Below are 20,506 nucleotides of genomic sequence, written 5' to 3'. Positions count from 1 at the left end.
CGTCGACAAACGGCGATTTGGCGTTAAGCCTTTGTTTTTAAATATTTAATTTGTCAAAAAACAAGCTTCGCCAGTGCCTTGACTAGCGAAGCCCCTAAAACTATGTTGCGCGCGACTTCAGAGCGGGCTGGAACAGGCTTAATCCGTCACCGTTTACAACTCCAAAGGGTTCTGGCATGGCTGGAACGGAGAAAATGGGTGGGATTTTAAGATGACTGGCAACCGTGACGATAGTCTGGACGAGCGTCGCAAGCGCCTTGCCGAAGAGTTGGCAAAGGTGAAGGCGGAGGATGAGGCGGAAGTGAGGGCGGAGACCAATGCCGCGGAAAGCCGGAAAGGCTTTGCGATGGCGGTGAAGCTCTCATCGGAGTTCATTTCGGCCATCGTGGTCGGCGCTATGCTGGGTTATCTTCTGGACTATTTTGTCGGCACGACGCCGTGGGGGATGATCGTTCTTCTTCTTCTCGGTTTCTGCGCAGGCGTATTGAATGTGTTGCGCTCCACGGGCGCGGTGGCAAAGCCGCCGCTGCTTGAGAGAGCCGACAAGCGAGACGAGGGTGGAAAAGACGGCGTTTAAGCTGTTTTTTCTTGCAGTTGAGATGCCGCCGTGAGCGGCGACAGGTAAAGAGGGCAGCCGGTGGCAAACGATCCGACCCATCAGTTCTTGGTGCAGCCGATCATTCCGATCGAAATTGGCGGCGTCGATTTTTCCTTCACCAATGCGTCGCTTTTCATGGTCGCGACCGTGGCCGCCGCTTCCGGTTTCCTTTATTTCGCAACGTCGAGCCGCGGTCTGATCCCGACCCGCATGCAGTCCGTTGCTGAAATGTCCTATGAATTCATCGCCTCCATGCTGCGCGAAGGCGCCGGCAAAAAGGGCATGGTGTTCTTCCCATTCGTATTCTCGCTGTTCATGTTCGTGCTGACTGCGAACCTTCTCGGCATGTTCCCGTATTTCTTCACGGTCACCAGCCAGATCATCGTCACCTTCGCGCTTGCCTGCCTCGTCATCGGCACGGTCGTCGTTTACGGTTTCTACAAGCACGGTCTGCATTTCTTCGGCATCTTCGCACCTTCTGGCGTGCCGAAGGCGCTTTTGCCGCTTGTCGCGTCAATTGAAATGATTTCGTTCCTGTCGCGTCCGATCAGCCTTTCCGTTCGTCTCTTCGCGAACATGCTGGCTGGCCACATCACGCTCAAGGTTTTCGCAGGCTTCGTCGCCTCCATGGGTGCGCTCGGCGCGCTCGGTATCGGCGGTGCAGTCCTGCCTCTCATCATGACGGTCGCAATGACCGCTCTCGAATTTCTCGTTGCCTTCCTGCAGGCTTATGTGTTCGCGGTACTGACTTGCATGTACCTGAACGACGCCGTGCATGGTGGTCACTGAGAAGTAAAGTCGCTGGCCCCGGCAACGGGCGCCAAAAGATAGCCGCAACAACCAATATCTCAAGGAGTCTCACATGGAAGCGGAAGCAGCAAAGTACATCGGCGCAGGTCTCGCATGCCTCGGCATGGCTGGTACGTCCCTCGCACTCGGCCGTATCTTCGGTGATTACCTCTCCGGCGCACTGCGCAACCCCTCTGCTGCCGACAGCCAGTTCGGCCGTCTGGTATTCGGCTTCGCCGTTACGGAAGCTCTGGGCATCTTCTCGCTGCTCGTAGCTCTCCTTCTCCTGTTCGCTGTCTAATAACGGCATCAGGTCTGGATCACGGCTCGCGCAAATTGCGTGCCGTGATCCTTCGCATTTGCAGTCCCCCTGGAGGTGAGCATGTTCGTGACCGAGGCTTATGCCCAGTCAGCACCGACCGTAGGTGAAACGCATACGGAAACTCCGGCTGTCGGCCAGCCGCAACCGGAAGCCACGCACACGGAAACCGGTGTAGCGCACGGCGCCGAACACGGTGCTTCCGGCGTTTTCCCGCCGTTCGACCAGTCTACTTATGCATCGCAGGTCCTGTGGCTGGCGATCACGTTCGGCCTTTTCTACCTGCTCATGCAGAAGGTCATCGTTCCTCGCGTCGGCGGCATTCTTGAAAACCGTCATGGGCGCATTGCACAGGATCTCGATGAAGCGGCACGGCTGAAAAGCGAAGCCGACGCAGCCGTCGAAACCTATGAAAAAGAACTCGCGGCAGCCCGCGCCAAGGCAAGCTCGATAGGCTCCGCGGCACGTGACGCCGCCAAGGCGAAAGCCGATGCCGACCGCGTCGCTATCGAAGCCGGACTTGCCGAGAAGCTTGCCGCCGCCGAAAAGCGCATTGCGGGTATCAGGGATCAGGCATTCGCGGATGTCGGCGCCATTGCCGAGGAAACCGCGACCGCAATCGTTGACCAGCTGGTTGGCGCCAAGGTCAAGGATGCCGACGTCAAGGCCGCCATTGCAGCCGCTTCGACTGTGAAGGGAGCCTGATATGGCGTTTGATGCATCATTTTTCGCTCTTGTCGGTCTTGTCCTTTTCTTCGTCCTGATCGCCTATCTCAAGGTTCCGGGCATGCTCTCCAAGTCCCTGGACGAGCGCGCACAGAACATTCAGGACGAACTGGCCGAAGCCAAGCGTCTGCGCGAAGAGGCACAGCACCTGCTGGCCGAATACCAGCGCAAGCGCAAGGAAGCCGAAGCTGAAGCAGCCGGCATCGTTGCCGCTGCCGAACGCGAAGCGGCCGCCCTGACCGCCGAAGCCAAGCAGAAGACGGAAGAATTCGTCGTCCGCCGCACGGCCCTGTCGGAACAGAAGATCAAGCAGGCCGAAGAAGACGCCATCGGCGCCGTTCGTGCCGCCGCCGTGGACATCGCCATTGCAGCTTCCGAGAAGCTCATTGCCGAAAAGACCACCGCTGCCGCAAAGGCCAAACTTTTCGCCAACACCATTGGCGAAGTGAAGTCGAAGCTGAACTAAGTTCATCTCGGGCTATTCAAAACCCCTCCGGCACCCGCCGCGAGGGGTTTTTTGTTTTATGCCTCAACCACGGGCGGTGTTGGCAAGCTCGCGGTTGCACACTGTGGTGCCGGCTTGCAGCGTGTCTATCGATGTCTGTCGACCTTTGGAGAAAAAGCATCGGCTTTGTGGACTGGATGCTGGCCGGCAATTCGTGGCTGCCAATTTGTCGAGGCTTGTTAAGTGATCGCGGGATAGATTGTCTTGGCCTCGAGCGCTATCAGCACCGCCAGTACAAAAGCTGCCGCGGTGGCAACCAGAAATGCGCCACTGAAAGCCAGGCCTGCTTTCGCGATGCCCAAGCCGAGATCCTGCATCAGCCATCTTATCTGAGCCTGCGCATACCAGATCGTGGCGAGCGCGATAATGGCGAGCCCTAACGTAAGGCCATGTTCCAGAGGCATGGATGCAAAATCGAAACCCAGAACCAGGACAAATGTAAACGGCGCAGCCACGTAACATTGGCTGAAGAACGGCGGACGCAGGGAGTTTCGCGTGATCCTCACCCGTTTCCACCGCAGAAGCGTGACGGCCATACACAGCGGATAAATCCCGAATATAACGCCACGCGCTATGAGCAGGTTCGAACCCGAACCAAGCTCCCGGGCGGCCAATGCGGGATCGTAAATGGTCGGAAGGGAAGCGGAGAGCCCCTGCGAAAATAGCAGAGTGATCAGGAGGAAGAGGGGCGGACTCAGTGTGTCGTCATACTGGTCCTCAAGCCGATCCGCGAGTTCGCTATCGGCGTAGCGCATCATGCTGAGCGGTGCGACGACCGATCGCCACATTGTCAGCGGATAGAAGAGGAGCCATGAAACCAGCTCGTAGAGAAGTTCTTCGAGCGACTTCAACAGTTTCATGAAATCCAAATCTCTTCTCCCAAAGCCCGTCAAGTCCACGCATTGAGATAGAATTCTACCAGTGGAGACGGAGATCGTCACCTCATGGCAGGGCGCTGAAATCCCGGGCGAGACCGCATTCTCCGCTTCAGGATCGTGGTTTTCGATCAGTCCTGCTTCAGCGGCCTGAAACTCATCCGGTGCAGCGGGCAGGGCCCATGGCTTTCTATAGCGCGCAGGTGGGCTGGTGTGCCGTAACCCGCATGGCCTTCGAAACCATAGGAGCTGTGCACTACACCGGCCCGTTCCATCATCCGGTCACGGGTCACCTTGGCGATGATCGAAGCGGCGGCGATTGAGAGGGAGCGGGAATCGCCCTTGATGACGGCCTTCGACTCGCAGGTGATGCCCGGCGGCTTGTCGCGGCCATCTGCCAGCACGAGGGCTGGGGAAATTTCGAGGCCGAGTACGGCGCGACGCATCGCGTCGAGGCTGGCGCGCAGGATATTCATGGTGTCGATAAGGCCGGGGCCGGAGGAGGCGACGGAAACGATCGATGTTTCCATGATTTGCAGAAACAGGCTTTCCCGTTTCAGCTTGGTCAGTTTCTTGGAATCGTCAAGACCACCAGGAATATTGTCGGGATCGAGAATGACAGCTGCCGCAACCACTGGTCCCGCGAGAGGCCCCCGGCCTGCCTCATCCGTGCCGGCCACGGGCCAAAGCCCCTTCTTCCTCGCTTCAAGTTCGAAGGAGAAATCGGGGCCCGTATCGGCGAGATCAAAGAGGGCAGGAGAATCGGGTGTGGTGCGGCGTTTCATGCGGCAGAAACTTGCACACACACCCGATCTCCTGCAAGCCCCCGGAAGCGGGCGATGACGGGCGCGGCCAGCCGGGTCAAGGGGCGTGGCCAACCGTGCCCCTTAGGTCGTCATGACCTTTGATCCTCCAACGGGGCGGCGGAGGAAAAACGATCGCACGCGAGGCGGCGGGTTCCGGGGGTGATGTCCGACGGGCCAGGGAAACCCGCCGGGCATTTCGTCAAGAGCATGGCCCCGTCAACAGGAAAGGGCTGCCACTCCTTATGTGTCTGCACCGCTGGGTATCGTTGCGCGCATCGTAATGCGCCTTCGATCGGCCAAGCGGGCCTCATATTTTCAAAGCAGCGACAATTGCACGCCGGCACCTCCCGGCGGCACGAAGATATCGTCGCGCAGGTTAATGCCGCGGCGGATGAGGCCAAGCCGTTTCGTCGCCATTTCGAAACGCCTGCCGATCTGCCATGCATAGGGACCAGCACCCTTCATGCGTTTTCCGAATTCCGCATCGTAATCCTTGCCGTCGCGCATGGAGCGCACCAGCGACATGACATGCCGGTAGCGGTCCGGATAGTTGCGCAGCAGCCAGTCGCGGAAGAGGGGGCTGACCTCCAGCGGCAGGCGCAGCAGCACATAGGAGGCCTCCGTTGCGCCAGCGGCCTTGCCGGCTTCGAGAATGCGTTCGATCTCATGATCGTTGAGTGCGGGAATGACAGGTGCCATCATCACCGCCACGGGAATGCCGGCATCCGTCAGCGCCTTGACCGCTTCCAGCCGCTTTTCGGGCGTGGCGGCGCGCGGTTCCATGCTGCGTGCCAGCTTGCGGTCCAGCGTCGTCACGGAAATACCAACCTTGACGAGACCTTTCTTGGCCATGGGCGCGAGAATATCGATATCCCGCTTGATCAGGGCCGATTTGGTGACGATGGCGACGGGATGGTCGGCCTTTGCCAGCACTTCCAGTATCTGCCGCATGATCCGCCATTCGCGCTCGATCGGCTGGTAGGGGTCGGTATTGGTGCCGATGGCAATGACGCGCGGCTTGTAGCCGGGCTTCGCCAGCTCCCTTTCGAGCAGCTTTGCCGCATCCGGCTTGGCGAAAAGCTTCGCCTCGAAATCCAGCCCCGCAGAGAGCCCCATATAGCTGTGCGTCGGACGGGCGAAACAGTAGATGCAGCCATGTTCGCAGCCGCGATAGGGATTGATGGAACGGTCGAAAGGGATGTCAGGCGATTCGTTGCGGCTGATGATGCTGCGCGGCTTTTCCACCTGCACTTCGGTGCGGAACTCCGGCAGCTCCTCGAGGGTCTGCCAGCCATCGTCGAAAACCTCCCGCTGCAGGGCCTCAAAGCGCCCACCCGGGTTAAGTCCGGCACCACGCCCGCGACGACGGTCGATCTCGATGCGCAGGCCCGACGCATCGGCCAACGCATTGGCAATGTCAGGCGTATGGCTCGGCTGGAAAGCAGCCTGCCCCGAAAGCGTATGGTCTCTCATCTGGATGCTCCCAGGGTGCCGCACGCCTCTCAAGGCAAGCCAACGCCCTAAACCGTTTCCACTCGAACCGGCGTTTCATTGCCTCTTCGAATGATTAAATTCCTACCGCAAAAATGAGAACATTACAAGAACAAAAAATGCAAAATCGATAGCTGGCCGACCCGCGGCCGGGGTCCTGTTTGTGTCAATCCCACCTGAAGGTGGGTTAGAGTTAAGCCTGAACGGTCGCGGATTTTCTGACATCCAGCGCAGTGGCAATTTATTGTGCGATGCGTTAGAGCTATGCATATGTTGACAGTCATAATGGAATGCCGGGATCAGGAACCGGAACTGGCGCATACGCTGTCTGCGCTTGTAACCGGGGCCGTGGAAGGGCTGGTAAGCGACGTTGTGATCCTCGATCACGGTTCGCGCGATGGATCGTCGCGCGTCGCCGATGCCGCTGGCTGCCGTTTTTATGCGCAGTGGGATATTGAGGATGTCATGCGCTCGGCGCGCGGGCATTGGATCCTGCTGGTCGAACCGGGTGCGCGTCCGCAGAGCGGCTGGATCGAAGAGATTCTCGAATATGTGGCTGTCTGTGCCGAGCCCGCGCGTTTCTCGCCGTCCCGGTATCACAAGCGGCCCTTTTTCAGCCGGATAGTGCGCCGCCGTCCTCCCTTGGAATGCGGCTACCTGATGCCGAAGAAACATGCGGTGGCGATCGCAAAATCCGGCATGGGCCTGACACAGCTCGTGCACGCGCAAAAGCCGCGCCGCCTGAATGCGGAACTGGTTCCCGCCTGGACGGCGAGAACTTCCAACTAACATGCAACGATGATGAAGCTGCTGTCCCTAGCGGGCGGTGATCACCTTGCCGGGGTTCATGATGCCCGCGGGGTCAAAGGCGTGTTTGATGCGTCGCATCAGGTCCATTTCAATGCCAGGCCTGATCGCGGCCAGTTCGTCGCGCTTCAACTGGCCGATGCCATGTTCGGCCGAAATCGAGCCGCCGAGCGACAGTACGATGCCGTGCACGATCTCGTTCATATCCCGCCAGCGACCGATGAATTCAGCTTTGTCCGCACCAACCGGCTGGGAAATATTGTAGTGGATGTTGCCATCGCCCAGATGGCCGAAGGCGCAGACGCGGGCGCCGGGAATGGCGGCAAGAACGGCCTTTTCCGCCGTTGCCATGAATTCCGGTATCTTCGACACCGGAACGGAAACGTCGTGTTTGATAGAGCCGCCTTCCGGCTTTTGCGCATCCGACATGCTTTCGCGCATATGCCAGAGCGCCTGACGCTGCGCTTCCGATGAAGCGATCACCGCATCCTCGACGAGCCCAGCGGAAAAACCGCGGTCCAACAGCGATTGCATCATTGTTTCAGCCGTCTCAGCCGAATCGGAGGTGGAGATATCGATGAGCGCGTACCAGTCATGCGGCGTTTGTAGCGGATCGCGCACGCCGGGAATATGTTTGGCGGTGAATTCCACGCCGATGCGCGGCATCAGCTCAAAACCGGTCAGCGCCGTGCCGCAGAGGTTTGAGGCCATTTCGAACAGCTTCAACGCGTCCTCAGTGGATCGAAGACCGGCAAAACCCACCTGATGGCCGAGCGGCACGGGGAAAAGCTTCAGCACCGCACCGGTGATAACGCCGAGCGTGCCTTCCGAACCGATGAAGAGATCGCGCAGATCGTAACCCGTATTGTCCTTTTTCAGCCGGCGAAGCCCGTCCCAGATTTCACCTGTTGGCAGCACCACTTCAAGCCCCAGGCAAAGCTGGCGCATATTGCCATAAGCGAGAACTGCCGTGCCGCCGGCATTGGTGGCCAGATTACCGCCGATGCGGCACGAGCCCTGCGAACCGAGCGACAGCGGGAACATCCGCTCCACGGTCGATGCGGCCTTGTGAATGTCGTCGAGAATGCAACCGGCATCCGCAACGATGGTGTTGGCGACCGGATCGATGTCGCGGATACGGTTCATGCGCTCGAGCGAGAGGATGATGTCGGTTCCGTCAGCACGCGGCGTCTGGCCACCCACAAGGCCAGTATTGCCGGTCTGCGGCACGATGGGCGTGCCGGTCTCGCTGGCGAGCTTCAGGATGGCTGCAACCTCCTCGACAGTGCCGGGCTTGAGCAGCAGCGGTGACGCACCATGGTAAAGCCCGCGATTTTCCACAAGACGCGGCGCCATTTCCACAGCGTCGCGCACCGCGTTTTTTTCGCCGACAATGGCAGTGAAGCGGTCGAGGATGTCGGAGGAGGGGGCTGCGATTGTCATTGGCGTCTCGCTGTCATTTGAAACGGTGGGCGAAATGGTGAAGTGCCGTCAGCCTCGCGGCGCGGCGGCGCGGGAAAGGCGGTCATTGATCGCCTCTCCAAGACCGTGGGCGGGAATGGTTGTGACCGCGATTGTCGCGGCACCGCTCGCGTCGGCCGCTTTGAGATAATCGAACAGATTGGCGGCCGCCTCGGCAAGGTCGCCGGAAGGGCTGAGGTCGAGAACGGTACGGGCCGTCTCTTGTCCCTCAACCGCGATGCCGCCGAACCGGATCAGTGCCTCGTCGGAAGAAACGGACGTCGCGTCGAGGCGAACAGCTGCACCGGGCGCATAATGCGAGGCGAGCATTCCGGGTGCCTCGATGGCAGCTGATGCCTTTTCCGGCCGTTCGAGCTGGGTGCCGGTGATGCGCTCGATCTCCTCGGTGACGATGCCGCCGGGACGAAGCAGCCGCACCCGCCCGTCGTCTTCCACTTTGACGATGGTGGATTCGACACCGACGGAGGCAGCACCGCCATCAAGAATGAGGTTGATCCTGTTACCGAGATCAGCCTCGACATGGGCGGCACTGGTGGGGCTGATCTTGCCTGAACTATTGGCACTGGGCGCAGCAAGAGGTTTGTCGAACCGGCGGATCAGATCACCGGCGAAACCCTGCGGAACGCGAATGCCGACGGTATCGAGCCCGGCCGTTGCAAGTGAGTGAATGCCGCTTGCCGGTTTCAGCGGCAGAACCAGCGTCAACGGGCCGGGCCAGAAGGCTTCGGCGAGGCGTCGCGACACGGGATCGAAAACCGCATAACGTTCGGCCATGGCGATATCGGCCATATGGCAGATCAGCGGATTAAACTGCGGCCTGCCTTTCGTTTCGTAAATGCGGGCAATGGCCGCCGGATCGGTTGCGTCCGCAGCAAGGCCGTAGACGGTTTCCGTGGGCAGGGCGATTGGCTGGCCGCGGGAAAGCTCCTCGACGGCCGCCTGCAAGGCGGTTTCCCGCTCGTTTTCGATATCGATATGACGCGCCATGATGCTGCCTTTCAGGGCGTCAATAGCGTATTTCAGGGCCTTATGGAAAGCGCTATCGTGGCTTTTATATTGCCTTGATGATCTTGCGCATCTCGTCCGAGCGGGCGCCGAGCATAAGCACGTTTTTGAGCGCAACGCGTGGGTCGTGGGTCTGGAACAGCAGGCCGCCGCGATGGAAGGAGGTATCGATGGCGACGTTCTTGTTTGGAAGCGCGTTGATGGCGACTGCGAAATACATCCGCGAATAGCGCGCATCGATGTTTTCGAAGAAGTTCTCGGCCCCGCTCAACTCGGCGAAGAAATTCGCGAAATAGAATGACCAGAGCACATGACGCTCGGCGTCGAAACTGGTTTTCGCTGCCGTGACATGGCAATAGCCGAGATGCGGCCGCTCATCCAGCAGATGGTGGAAAACCATCTTGGGAAAACGGATGGACTGGTGAAAGCCATTGAGACGGCTATGGGTGGCGTCGGCAGCAGCCTCGAGCTTGCGTCCGGTCATCGCCGCCACTTCTTCATGGCTGTAATAGACGCGTTCCCTCGGCAGCCAGCGTTCTTCGTAGCGGCTGATGCGCCCGGTTCGCAGGAAATCCGAATGCGCGGTCTTTGAACGTATCGGCGTGACCGAATGTTTGCCGGCATCGAAATAACGTATGCGTGTCGCCTTCTCCACCTGGAACGCCCTCGTTGTTGTCGATCAGGCAATATAGTTTAGGGCATGTTAAAACTCCGTTGCGCCACACCCCCCGTTTTTTAACGGGTAGAGAGGGAGCTGCGCGACATCATGCGTCATATTGCGACGTGGTTTCCGGCGGGGAATAGCTGCCGGATTTCGCAGCGGAATGGCGTGCAACGGCCATTGGCGCATGTCGCAATTTGTCGCCAATGCGGAAGCCGATGTCGCTGTCTGCGCTACCGCAAATGAACGCTGATGTTTAGATGGGATCACACTTCCGCAGTCCGATAAATGGTGTGGGGCAGGGCGGTTTGATCGAGGATTTGGCCATGGAATTGCGTGATACCGTACTGCGTCAGCTGAAGAACCGCCGCGAAGGCTTCAGCCTGGAACAGTCTTTCTACACGGACCCGGATTATTTCAATCTGGACATGGAAACCATCTGGTACCGCGACTGGCTGTTTGTCGGCCATGATTGCGAAGTGCCGAAGGCCGGCAACTACATCACAGTTCAGGTCGGCGCCTATTCCGTCGTCATCATTCGCGGTCGCGACGGACAGATTCGCGCCCTCCATAATTCCTGTCGCCATCGCGGTTCCCGCGTCTGCTCTTCTCATAAGGGCCAGTCCGCACGCCTCGTCTGTCCCTATCACCAGTGGACCTACGATCTGGACGGCAAGCTGCTGTTTGCCCGCCATATGGGCGATGATTTCGACAAGGCTGAATTCGGCCTGAAGCCGGTCCACTGCGAAACCGTTGCCGGTTACGTCTTCATCTGCTTGGCAGACCAGCCCGCCGATTTCGCGCCGATGCGCGCCGAGGTCGAAAGCTACATGGCGCCGCATCGCATCTGGGAAGCCAAGGTCGCGCATGAAAGCACGATCATCGAAAAGGGTAACTGGAAGCTCGTCTGGGAAAACAACCGCGAGTGCTACCATTGCGCCGCCAACCATCCGGAACTCTGCCGCACCTATCCTGAAAACCCGAGCGTTACGGGTACGGACGGTGGTGCAAGCGATCCCGAGATCGGTGGCCACTGGGCACGCTGCGAGGCTGCCGGCCTGCCGAGCCGCTTCAAGATCGATCCGAAAGGCCAGTTCCGTGTTGCCCGCATGCCGCTGATCGGCGAGGCGGAAAGCTACACCATGTCGGGAAAACGCGCCGTGCGCCGGCCGCTTTCGGATGATGTCAGCATCAGCCATATCGGCGCGCTGCTTCTGTTCCATTATCCGACGACCTGGAACCACTTCCTCGGCGACCACACCATTTCCTTCCGCGTGCTGCCGCTCAACGCCAATGAGACCATGGTCACTACCAAATGGCTGGTGCACAAGGATGCGGTTGAAGGCGTGGATTACGATCTCGAGGATCTCACGCACGTCTGGAACGAAACCAACGATCAGGACCGCCGCATCGTCGAGGAAAACGCCTTCGGCATCCGTTCGCCCGCTTACCAGCCCGGCCCCTATTCCATGGAAGACGAGGGCGGCGTGATGCAGTTCGTCAACTGGTATGCCGATTTCATGGTTGACCGGCTGTCGGGCGACAAGGCCCGCCTTTCGGCAGTAGCGTAACGCGAAGATGAATATGGCTGTGACCTACAAGCACATAGACGAGATGAAGCCGTGGAGCGACAAGCTCCACCTGCTGGAATGCATTTCGGTGACGCCCGAGACGCCTGACGTGATGACATTCCTGTTCCGGTCGGAGGATCAGAACTGGTTCCGTTATCTGCCGGGCCAGTTCGTGACGCTGGAATTGCCGGTAGGCAAGGAGCCGCTCTACCGCACCTACACATTGTCCTCCAGCCCGTCGCGGCCCTATGCGCTGTCGGTCACGGTCAAGGCGCAGGCCACCAGCATCGGCACGCGCTGGATGTTCGACAATCTGAAGCCCGGCATGAAAATCCGGGCGCTCGGCCCGCTCGGCGATTTCTCTTATGTACGGCATCCCGGCGACAAATACCTGTTCATCTCGGCCGGCTCCGGCGTGACGCCGATGATGTCGATGGTGCGCGACATGAGCGACCGCGCGCCGCAGAGTGACATCGCCTTCATCAATTGCTCGCGCTCGCCATCCGATATCGTGTTCCGTCACGAGCTGGAATATCTTGCCCGCTTCATGCCGAAACTGTCGCTCGGTTTCATCGTGGAAAATTGCGGCCGCACTGATCTCTGGTCCGGCTTGAAGGGCATGGTCGACAAGGCCAAGATTGCGCTTCTGTCGCCTGATTTCATGGATCGCACGGTGTTCTGTTGTGGACCGGAGCCTTTCATGGCCGCCATCCGCTCCATGCTGGATGCTTCCGGCTTCGACATGAGCCGTTACCACCAGGAAAGCTTTTCGCCAGCCGCCCCGGTTGCTGTGGGCGAGAGTATTCACACCGTGGCGGATGGCGAAGCACTCTCGATGGTGGGGTTTACGCTTTCCGGCAAGGAGGTGCCGTGCCAGCCCGGCCAGACCGTTCTGATGACGGCGCGCGCCGCCGGTGTGCGCATCGGTGCCGCCTGCGAATCGGGGATATGCGGCACCTGCCGGGTGCTGAAGCTCTCCGGCGAGGTGGAGATGAACCACAATGGCGGCATTCTCGATGACGAAATCGATGAAGGCTATATTCTCGCCTGCTGCTCGCGGCCGTTGACCGACGTGAAGGTGGAAGCCTGAGCGCACGAAATCCTGCGTCTTATGCGGGAATCTATTTTTGAACCGGAACCAAAGGTCTTAAAACTCGTTTGCACGTCATCGAATTCTTTTCGGGTGTTTCAATGGGGCTGCCCCTACCTCCGACAAGACCGAGTAGTTAGAAAGCGCGGTTCAACGCGCTACAGCAAACGGAGGAAAGATCATGATGAATTTCCGCACGACGAGCGTCGCTACGGCGGTTGTCCTGTTCCTGACAAGCTTCACGCCGTCGCAGGCGTTCCAGGCACCTGTTCCGATGGCGAAACCGGCAATCTCAACCGAGAATGTAGTGCCGGTGCAGTATCGTGAATGGGACCGCCGAGGTGACCGTAGATACGGCGACCGCATGTATCGTCCGCGCCCGTCGCGGGACGGATATTATAACGGCCATCGCGGCTATCGCGACCGCCGTCCGGGCTACCGCTATCACAACGGAATGTGGTTCCCGCTGGCGGCATTCGCCACTGGCGCAATCATTGGCGGTGCCATGGCGCAGCCGAGACCGGCTTATGGCGGCAGCCATGTTGCCTGGTGCCAGAATCGTTGGCGCTCTTACCGCGCCTACGATAACAGCTACCAGCCGAACAGCGGTCCGCGTCGTGTATGCGTATCTCCATACAGCCGTTAAGCACGCCTTTCGAAAGCCCGGATCGGATCCGGGCTTTTGTTTTCGGGTGGCGAGTTTCGGTAACCGAAGCGTGACAACGCCGTTAATGCTGGGTTCAGGCGAAAGCGCCTAGCCTGCAACCTGTGATGTTCCAGCCAGCACCGACAAACTGGCTGGATAAAAAGAAAAAGGTGTAATTATTCACGTGCAACGGCCTGTCGACCGTCGTGAATGGAGGAAGTCAGATGAGAAGCTATGTGAAGAATATCCTGGCTGTCGGTCTTTCTGCAATCGTGGTTGCAGGAGCGATTGTTCCCGCTGAGGCAATGCCATTGCTGATGGCGCCGAAGAGTGTCGAGACCCTGGGTAACGATGCCGGCAAGAATGTCGTCAATGTGCAATACTGGCGCGATCGTGACAATCGTGGCGGCTGGGGCGGCGAACGCCGCGGCTGGTACGGCGGCCATCGCGGTTATCGCGACTACCGCCCGGGTTATCGTCACCACGACGGTTACTGGTTCCCGCTCGCAGCCTTTGCGACGGGCGCGATCATCGGCGGCGCACTGTCGCAGCCGCGCGAAGTCTACCGTCCGGTTCCGGAATATCGCCCGCGTCCGGTCTACCGCGAATATCGTCCGGTCCGTCGTGCCGGCATGAGCCAGGCGCATGTGAACTGGTGCTATGGCCGGTATCGGTCCTACGATGCCTATAGCAACACGTTCCAGCCCTACAATGGCCCACGCCAGCCCTGCTATTCGCCTTACAGCTGATAGCACTACTCCGTCACTCCGGCCTTCATCCGGCAAGACGGAGTAGCGATTGACCAGCCTGATAGTTATTACGAGCCGCCCGGATACGGGCGGCTTTTTGTTTTCACAGAATGCGCGCCCGCTTCAGCACGAACCAGGCAAGCATAACCGAAATCACGATGAAGATGCTGGCCGCCATCGTGCCGCCGGTGCCGACCGTAAATGGCAACTCATCCGTGTTCATGCCGAAGAAGCCAGTGACCAGCGATGGCGGCAGCAGGAATGCCGTCATCAGCGACAGGATATAAAGATGCCGGTTGGTTTCGGACGAGAGCTTGGAATCGATTTCCTCGTGCAGCAGCCTTGCGCGTTCCTGAAGGGCGTAGACATCGTGATCGACGGCCTCGAGGCGGCCCATCAGCCGCGAGGCGACATCCTCGAAACCGTCAGGCATCTCGTCCTCATCGGCGGCAGACGCCCGCCGCATCAGGGTGAGCACCGTGCGCAGATGCCGGTGGAGGCGAACGACCGTGCGCCTGAGCGGCGCAAGCCGCCGCCGCTCGTCGCGGTTTTCGCTGTCATAGACCAGATCCTCGATGGCATTCAGCTCTTCGGTCGTTTCCATCACCAGGCTGATCAGCGAACGCTGGAACTCCGCGACGAGGCCTTCGAAGACATGGGCCGGCGTGAGGTAGCGGTTGGAATTCTTGTCGACTGCCGCTTTCAGCCGGTCCACTGAGCGCAACGGTTGCAGACGGGTGGTAATGATGAAACGGTCGCTGACCGCGAAATGCAGCCAACCGAAATCACGCGTTTCCTGATCGAACTCGCGCTGGAAATCGACCAGCGTTCCATAAAGTGACTTTTCATCCACCGTGATGGACGGATGGGTTTCATGGGTGGTGAGGCTTGCCAGCGCTGCCGGATCGAGACCATCGATCGTTTCGAGAAAGCCCGCCACCCGCTGATCCGCGAGATTGAGGTGCAGCCAGAAGAAGCCCTCGCATTGCGCCATCTCGCTAAAGCCCGCATCGGGCGCAAGCCGCCTGCATGGCGCCGTTCCGGGGTGGAATTGATAGGCCCAGACAAGGCCGGGGATAGCGGGCGTTATGAGATCCATCGTGGCAGTCCTGACCGGCGGAATGGGAGGGGAGGCGTCCGTCGCCCCAAGACGGAAACGGCAGCGGTGGCACGGCACCTGTCAGCGCATGCTGAGCAAATTCATATGACAGTTTTATAACAATCCCGCTGAAAAGGCGGGAATTTTCAAATTGACGTTTACGTAAAAATCATTTAGCCCGAAAGCAACAGCACGATAGGCAAGAGCTTCGGGAGGAGGCAGCATGTATACCGCGCCGGTGGATGATATCGCCTTTACACTCAAACATGTGGCGGGTCTGCAAGACGCGTTGTCCAGGGGTGCTCTGAGAGACCTCGGTGAAGATGTGGTCGATGCCATATTACAGGAGGCCGGCCGTTTCGCCACCGAGCAGGTCGCGCCGCTTGCCGATATAGGCGACCGACAGGGCGCGCGGCTGAGCGACGGCAAGGTCTCAACGCCGGACGGCTGGGCCGATCTTTACCGGCGCTGGGCTGAGGCCGGCTGGAACAGCCTCACCGCACCGGAAGAATTCGGCGGCCAGAACCTGCCGCATATGCTGAATGTCGCCGCACTCGAAATGTGGAATTCCGGTTCCATGGCTTTCGCGCTTGCGCCGACGCTCACCATGGGCGCGGTGGAAGCTCTCGTTGCCCACGGTAGCAAGGACCTGAAGCGCATCTATCTTCCCAAACTCGTCTCCGGCGAATGGACCGGCACGATGAACCTCACCGAACCGCATGCGGGATCGGACCTTGGCGTGCTGAAAACCCGTGCCGAGCGTAATGGTGACGGCACCTACCGCATTTTCGGGCAGAAGATTTTCATCACCTGGGGCGAACATGACGCCGCGGACAATATCATCCACCTCGTTCTTGCCCGCCTGCCGGATGCGCCGGCCGGCACGCGCGGAATTTCGCTGTTCCTCGTGCCGAAATTCCTGCCCGAAGACGATGGCACGCCGGGCAGTCGCAACGACGTCTTCTGCCATTCGCTGGAGCACAAGCTCGGCATTCACGGTTCGCCCACCTGCACGATGATCTTCGGGGACGGAAAGTTTGGCGAAGAGAAGGGTGCCTTGGGCTGGCTGATCGGCGAGGAGAACAAGGGTCTCGCCTGCATGTTCACCATGATGAACAACGCCCGCCTTGCCGTTGGCATGCAGGGCGTGGCAATCTGCGAGGCGGCGACACAGAAGGCAATCGAATACGCCAGGGAACGCACGCAGGGCAAGGCGCCCGGCTGGCAGGGTTCGGGCATGAGCCCTATCATCGAGCATCCCGATATCGCCCGCACGCTGTTGACGATGAAAGCGCTGACACAAGGTGCGCGCGCCATCTCCTTCAACTGCGCCCACGCCATCGATATGGCGCATGCCGCCGAGGACGGGGCTGAACGCGCCCACTGGCAGGAGCGCGCAGCTCTTTTAACGCCAATCGCAAAGTCCTTCTCCACCGATGCCGGTGTCGATGTCGCTTCCATGGGCATTCAGGTGCATGGCGGCATGGGCTTCATCGAGGAAACAGGTGCGGCGCGTTACCTGCGCGATGCCCGCATCGCGCCGATCTACGAAGGCACCAACGGCATTCAGGCGATCGACCTGGTGGTGCGCAAGCTGCCGCTTTCCAATGGCGCACAGGTGCGCGGTTTCATCGCAGAATTGCGCGAAATCGTCGCCCGAACTGCTGCCTCGAACCGCACCGATCTCGGCGAGACTGCCCGTTATCTCGAAACGAGTCTCACCGATCTCGAAACGGCGACCGACTGGTTGCTGGAACGCCTGAAAGCGGGGGAAACCGAAACCGCGCTCGCCGGTGCCACGCCCTATCAGCGCCTCTTCGGGCTGGCGCTCACCGGAGCCTATCTTGCCAAGGGCGCCCTGGCCCAGGTGGATGACGGCAGGGGAGCGCCTCGCGCATCGCTCTGCCGGTTTGCGGCGGAAAACCTGCTGGCGGAAACGGCAGCGCTGAGGGATCGCGTCATTGCCGGTGCAGCAAGCCTTGCCGCCGCCCGCGCCGTGCTGGGTTAAGGAGAAAACCATGTCGGACGACCATATTTTAGTCGAGCGGGTCAGTCATGCGCCTGAGGTTCTGACCATTCGCTTCAACCGGCCGGAAAAGAAAAATGCCATCACCGATGCAATGTATATGCGCATGGCAGAGGCTCTGAAGGCCGCCAATGCAGACCCGGATATCCGTGTCGTCGCGTTTCTGGGTACGGAAGGTTGCTTTTCCGCCGGCAATGATATGGCCGATTTTCTTGCCTTCGCCATGTCTGGCGCAAAGGGCAAGCTCGCGGTGCTCGATCTTCTGAAGGCGCTGGCAACCTTCGAAAAGCCGCTGGTTTCGGGCGTCGATGGGTTGGCCATCGGCATCGGCACGACGCTGAACCTGCATTGCGATCTGACCGTTGCCTCCAACCGCAGCCTGTTCAAGACGCCGTTTGTGGATCTGGCGCTGGTGCCGGAAGCCGCGTCCAGCCTGCTTGCGCCAAAGCTCATCGGCCATCAGCGCGCCTTTGCCCTGCTGGCCATGGGCGAAGGTTTTACCGCCGAACAGGCCTTGCAGGCCGGAATGATCTGGAAAGTCGTGGCGCCGGAACATGTCGAAAGCGAAACGCTGGCGCTTGCCACGCGGCTTGCCGCCAAGCCGCAGCAGGCGTTGAAGATTGCCCGCGATCTCGTGCGCGGCAATCCGGCAGATGTGCTGGCCCGCATCGATGAGGAAGCCCGCCATTTCACCGCGCAATTGCAGAGTGCCGAGGCGCGGGCCGCTTTCGAGGCATTCATGCGGCGTTAAGCGTTCCGGCAGGAATTCCTTGCGGTTAAGGAACCGGGTAATATGGCTTGGGTTAGATAACGCAACGTCATCCTTCGAAGGCCACCCGCCATGCGTCACTTTGTTTTCGCCCTGACCGTCCTCCTCTCCGCTGCGACTGTCGCAGAGGCGGCGGCGACCGTGCCTTTGCCGGGTTCGAGCAATAACGTCATTCTGGCGCAGTCCACGCAAGAGGACAGCCCGAATTATTACTCCGGCAATTCCCGCGATCGCCAGCGCCGCGCGCGTTTCGTTTGCGTCATCACTCCACCGGACAGCGCCAATCGTCGTCGGCCCTATGTCTGCCCCATCGAGCAGGGCCGCGTTGGCGGCGCCTGCCGTTGCTCGGGCGTGGTCGGCAACGGCACGGTCGACACCGCCTGGTGATTATTTCTCCAGCGTCGCCACCGCTTCCACATGCGGCGACCACAAGAACTGGTCGACCGGCGTGACGCGCGTGACGCGATAGCCGCCCTCCACCAGAATGGCGAGGTCGCGCGCAAGCGTCAGCGGATTGCAGCTGACGGCGACGATTTTCTTCACCGCGCTGCGCGCAAGTTCCTTGCACTGGACTTCCGCACCGGCGCGCGGCGGATCGAACACCACGGCATCGTAATTCTTCATTTCGCTCGTCATCAACGGCCGGCGGAAAAGATCACGCTTTTCGATGCTGACGGGTTTCAGGCCCTGCGTGTTGCGCGCGGCGAAATCGAGCGCTTTCAGCGGCTTGTCCTCTGCCTCAACCGCATGCACGCGGCCGACGCGCGCAAGCCGCAGCGCAAACGTGCCGGAACCGCAGAAGAGATCGGCGATGCGTTTGGATTTGCCAACATGGGCAAGCACCAGTTCCGCCATGGCGTCTTCGGCCTGTTTGGTTGCCTGCGTGAAACCGCCGGCCGGTGGGGAAACCGGAATGCCGCCGAATTCGATGATCGGCTTTTGCGGTTCGATCAGGATTTCGCCTGATAGCGCGACACGGGCGATGCCACGCATGGCCAGCACCGTTTCCGTCAATGTACGCCGCTGTTTGTCGCCGACGGATTTGATGCCTTCGACGGAAATGTCGAGGCCCGAAAGCGTTTCAAGAACGGTCATGCGGAACGGTTCGGCATTCGACGCAAGGGAAAGGCCGATTGCGCGCACGGCGTCCAGCCGCGCGACGATACCAGGCGAGGTGACGGGACATTCCTCGATGGCGACGATGTGATGGCTGTTTGCCTGGTTGAAGCCGAGCAGCAGGCCCTTTTCCGTCTTGCGGGCGGCAAACACCGCGCGGCGGCGCTCGCCGGGGCGACAGATGACGAGATCGTCTACTGGCGGCGTCAGGCCTTTCGATCTCAGCGCCGAAACCACCAGCTCCCGCTTGAAGGCGTGGTAGGGCTGGTCGGCAAAGTGCTGCAGCGAACAGCCGCCGCAGGTGCCGTTAACGCCCTCGGGGCCGAAGTGGCGGCACACGGGTTCGCGGCGATCCGCGGAGGCTTCCGCAATCGAGATGATGGTGCCGGTATCCTTGACCTTGGCGATCGCCACCGTTTCGCCGGGCAGGGCGAAGGGCACATAGACCGGGCCGTCGGGACAGTGCGCAATGCCGTCGCCCTGGGCGCCAAGGCTCTTGATGCTGACGGTCTGCGTGCTCATGGCTTTTCGCCTCCGAGAAGAAATTCGATATTGCCATCGCCGCCGGAAATCGGCGAGGGGATGAGGCCGAGGCTCTTCCAGCCCATGTCTTCAACGAGCCAGCGTTCCAGTTCGGCAGCAACGGCAGGCGCCGTTTCCGGCTCTTTCAACAGCCCGGCCTTGCTGATGGCATCACGGCCTGCCTCGAATTGCGGCTTGACCAGCAGAACCGCTTGCGCGCCGGAGGCGGCAAGCGCGAGTGCCGGGGCAAGGGCGAGCTTTATGGAGATGAAAGACACGTCGGAGACGATGAAGTCCACGGACCGGTCATCAATGTCGTCGGTTGTCAGGAAGCGCGCATTCAGCCCTTCCAGATTGGTCACGCGCGGATCGTTCTCGATCCGTGGATGCATTTGCCCGTGGCCGACATCGATGGAGGTGACGTGTTTTGCGCCGCGATGAAGCAATACCTCGGTGAAGCCGCCGGTGGAGGCGCCGACGTCGAGGCATTCATGGCCCTTCGGATCGAGCCCGAAGTGTTCGAGCGCGGCGGTGAGCTTGAGGGCGGCGCGGGAAACATAGGCCTGCGCCGGATCGGTAATGGCGATCTTGACGTTTCCGGCAACGGTTTGGCTGGGCTTTGTGGCCGTTTTCCCGTTGACGCTCACGGTGCCGCGCGCAATCGCATCGCGCGCACGCGAGCGGCTGGCAAAGTGGCCGAGCGAAACAAGAAGCTGGTCAAGCCGTTCATTTTCAGGTGTTTTGGACATGGTCCCGTGTCAATGACCGCCAAACCCCGCAGATGCAAGCGATTTATCGCGCGCAAGGCTTCGCAACGGCACCATTTGCCGCAGCGCAGGGTCGTTTCGTGGTCT

Annotated in this window: 22 protein-coding genes; 13 read left to right on the top strand and 9 right to left on the bottom strand. The window is 60.1% G+C overall.

What is annotated here, in order from left to right; translation table 11 throughout:
* Positions 1-211 precede the first annotated feature (211 nt).
* The 5 genes from GH784_RS16395 (at position 212) to GH784_RS16375 (ending at position 2,898) form a co-directional block, all read left to right on the top strand.
* Positions 212-577: an AtpZ/AtpI family protein gene (locus GH784_RS16395; RefSeq protein ID WP_003511695.1), complete on the top strand. Its 366-nt coding sequence runs from the start codon at positions 212-214 to the stop codon at positions 575-577.
* 60 nt (positions 578-637) lie between these two features.
* Complete coding sequence (locus GH784_RS16390) at positions 638-1,387, top strand: F0F1 ATP synthase subunit A (RefSeq protein WP_003511697.1); 750 nt, start codon at positions 638-640, stop codon at positions 1,385-1,387.
* 73 nt (positions 1,388-1,460) lie between these two features.
* On the top strand, positions 1,461-1,688 hold the full coding sequence (locus GH784_RS16385; RefSeq protein ID WP_003494147.1) for a F0F1 ATP synthase subunit C: 228 nt from the start codon (positions 1,461-1,463) through the stop codon (positions 1,686-1,688).
* A gap of 81 nt (positions 1,689-1,769) precedes the next feature.
* Positions 1,770-2,411: a F0F1 ATP synthase subunit B gene (locus tag GH784_RS16380; RefSeq protein ID WP_003511698.1), complete on the top strand. Its 642-nt coding sequence runs from the start codon at positions 1,770-1,772 to the stop codon at positions 2,409-2,411.
* Position 2,412: 1 nt separating this feature from the next.
* On the top strand, positions 2,413-2,898 hold the full coding sequence (locus GH784_RS16375; protein ID WP_003511699.1) for a F0F1 ATP synthase subunit B: 486 nt from the start codon (positions 2,413-2,415) through the stop codon (positions 2,896-2,898).
* A gap of 218 nt (positions 2,899-3,116) precedes the next feature.
* Here GH784_RS16375 and GH784_RS16370 read toward each other — a convergent pair whose 3' ends face one another.
* The 3 genes from GH784_RS16370 to GH784_RS16360 all read right to left on the bottom strand — a co-directional run bounded on the left by GH784_RS16370 (position 3,117) and on the right by GH784_RS16360 (position 6,091).
* On the bottom strand, positions 3,117-3,806 hold the full coding sequence (locus tag GH784_RS16370) for a permease (RefSeq protein ID WP_065702783.1): 690 nt from the start codon (positions 3,804-3,806) through the stop codon (positions 3,117-3,119).
* A gap of 137 nt (positions 3,807-3,943) precedes the next feature.
* The gene (locus tag GH784_RS16365; protein WP_019564214.1) at positions 3,944-4,597 is read right to left on the bottom strand and encodes a ribonuclease HII; all 654 of its coding nucleotides are present in this window, start codon (positions 4,595-4,597) and stop codon (positions 3,944-3,946) included.
* A 336-nt stretch (positions 4,598-4,933) separates the two neighbouring features.
* The gene (locus GH784_RS16360) at positions 4,934-6,091 is read right to left on the bottom strand and encodes a PA0069 family radical SAM protein (protein WP_065702782.1); all 1,158 of its coding nucleotides are present in this window, start codon (positions 6,089-6,091) and stop codon (positions 4,934-4,936) included.
* A 288-nt stretch (positions 6,092-6,379) separates the two neighbouring features.
* On the opposite strand from GH784_RS16360, the gene GH784_RS16355 reads away from it, so the two are divergent.
* Positions 6,380-6,898, top strand: a complete 519-nt coding sequence (locus GH784_RS16355; RefSeq protein WP_003511706.1) for a hypothetical protein — start codon at positions 6,380-6,382, stop codon at positions 6,896-6,898.
* A 27-nt stretch (positions 6,899-6,925) separates the two neighbouring features.
* Here the strand turns inward: GH784_RS16355 and GH784_RS16350 are convergent, their stop codons facing one another.
* The 3 genes from GH784_RS16350 to GH784_RS16340 form a co-directional block, all read right to left on the bottom strand.
* The gene (locus tag GH784_RS16350; protein ID WP_065702780.1) at positions 6,926-8,359 is read right to left on the bottom strand and encodes an FAD-binding oxidoreductase; all 1,434 of its coding nucleotides are present in this window, start codon (positions 8,357-8,359) and stop codon (positions 6,926-6,928) included.
* 48 nt (positions 8,360-8,407) lie between these two features.
* Positions 8,408-9,385, bottom strand: coding sequence for an L-threonylcarbamoyladenylate synthase (locus GH784_RS16345; RefSeq protein WP_065702778.1), 978 nt, complete (start codon positions 9,383-9,385; stop codon positions 8,408-8,410).
* 64 nt (positions 9,386-9,449) lie between these two features.
* Positions 9,450-10,058 carry a DUF6656 family protein gene (locus tag GH784_RS16340; RefSeq protein ID WP_013635584.1) on the bottom strand — a complete coding sequence of 203 codons (609 nt, stop codon included), beginning with the start codon at positions 10,056-10,058 and terminating at the stop codon, positions 9,450-9,452.
* A gap of 332 nt (positions 10,059-10,390) precedes the next feature.
* Here GH784_RS16340 and GH784_RS16335 point away from each other — a divergent pair, with 332 nt between their 5' ends.
* The 4 genes from GH784_RS16335 to GH784_RS16320 all read left to right on the top strand — a co-directional run bounded on the left by GH784_RS16335 (position 10,391) and on the right by GH784_RS16320 (position 14,120).
* Positions 10,391-11,635, top strand: coding sequence for an aromatic ring-hydroxylating oxygenase subunit alpha (locus GH784_RS16335; RefSeq protein WP_013635586.1), 1,245 nt, complete (start codon positions 10,391-10,393; stop codon positions 11,633-11,635).
* A gap of 7 nt (positions 11,636-11,642) precedes the next feature.
* Complete coding sequence (locus GH784_RS16330; RefSeq protein ID WP_013635587.1) at positions 11,643-12,725, top strand: FAD-binding oxidoreductase; 1,083 nt, start codon at positions 11,643-11,645, stop codon at positions 12,723-12,725.
* 181 nt (positions 12,726-12,906) lie between these two features.
* Entirely contained in the window at positions 12,907-13,371 is a 465-nt protein-coding gene (locus tag GH784_RS16325; protein WP_003511718.1) for a BA14K family protein, read from the top strand.
* Between the two features lie 224 nt (positions 13,372-13,595).
* Entirely contained in the window at positions 13,596-14,120 is a 525-nt protein-coding gene (locus tag GH784_RS16320) for a BA14K family protein (protein ID WP_003511720.1), read from the top strand.
* A 103-nt stretch (positions 14,121-14,223) separates the two neighbouring features.
* On the opposite strand, the gene GH784_RS16315 is transcribed toward GH784_RS16320, so the two are convergent.
* Positions 14,224-15,219, bottom strand: a complete 996-nt coding sequence (locus GH784_RS16315; protein WP_065702776.1) for a transporter — start codon at positions 15,217-15,219, stop codon at positions 14,224-14,226.
* Positions 15,220-15,442: 223 nt separating this feature from the next.
* On the opposite strand from GH784_RS16315, the gene GH784_RS16310 reads away from it, so the two are divergent.
* The 3 genes from GH784_RS16310 (at position 15,443) to GH784_RS16300 (ending at position 18,401) form a co-directional block, all read left to right on the top strand.
* Positions 15,443-17,227: an acyl-CoA dehydrogenase gene (locus GH784_RS16310; RefSeq protein WP_065702774.1), complete on the top strand. Its 1,785-nt coding sequence runs from the start codon at positions 15,443-15,445 to the stop codon at positions 17,225-17,227.
* A 10-nt stretch (positions 17,228-17,237) separates the two neighbouring features.
* A complete protein-coding gene (locus GH784_RS16305; RefSeq protein WP_065702772.1) occupies positions 17,238-17,996 on the top strand; it encodes a crotonase/enoyl-CoA hydratase family protein in 759 nt (252 codons plus the stop codon).
* 90 nt (positions 17,997-18,086) lie between these two features.
* Positions 18,087-18,401: a hypothetical protein gene (locus GH784_RS16300; protein ID WP_065702770.1), complete on the top strand. Its 315-nt coding sequence runs from the start codon at positions 18,087-18,089 to the stop codon at positions 18,399-18,401.
* Here the strand turns inward: GH784_RS16300 and GH784_RS16295 are convergent, their stop codons facing one another.
* Together GH784_RS16295 and GH784_RS16290 are read right to left on the bottom strand one after the other, a co-directional pair.
* The gene (locus tag GH784_RS16295) at positions 18,402-19,652 is read right to left on the bottom strand and encodes a class I SAM-dependent RNA methyltransferase (protein ID WP_065702768.1); all 1,251 of its coding nucleotides are present in this window, start codon (positions 19,650-19,652) and stop codon (positions 18,402-18,404) included.
* Positions 19,649-20,401 (bottom strand): TlyA family RNA methyltransferase, encoded by a 753-nt coding sequence (locus GH784_RS16290; RefSeq protein WP_065702766.1) that lies wholly within the window; start codon positions 20,399-20,401, stop codon positions 19,649-19,651. The genes GH784_RS16295 and GH784_RS16290 overlap by 4 nt, the downstream gene beginning before the upstream one ends.
* Positions 20,402-20,506: the final 105 nt, after the last annotated feature.

The sequence above is a fragment of the Agrobacterium tumefaciens genome, assembly GCF_009649785.1.
GTDB classification, from domain to species: domain Bacteria; phylum Pseudomonadota; class Alphaproteobacteria; order Rhizobiales; family Rhizobiaceae; genus Agrobacterium; species Agrobacterium tumefaciens.
The sequence above is the reverse complement of the archived record's forward strand: the minus strand, read 5'-3'. Positions and strand labels throughout refer to the sequence as shown.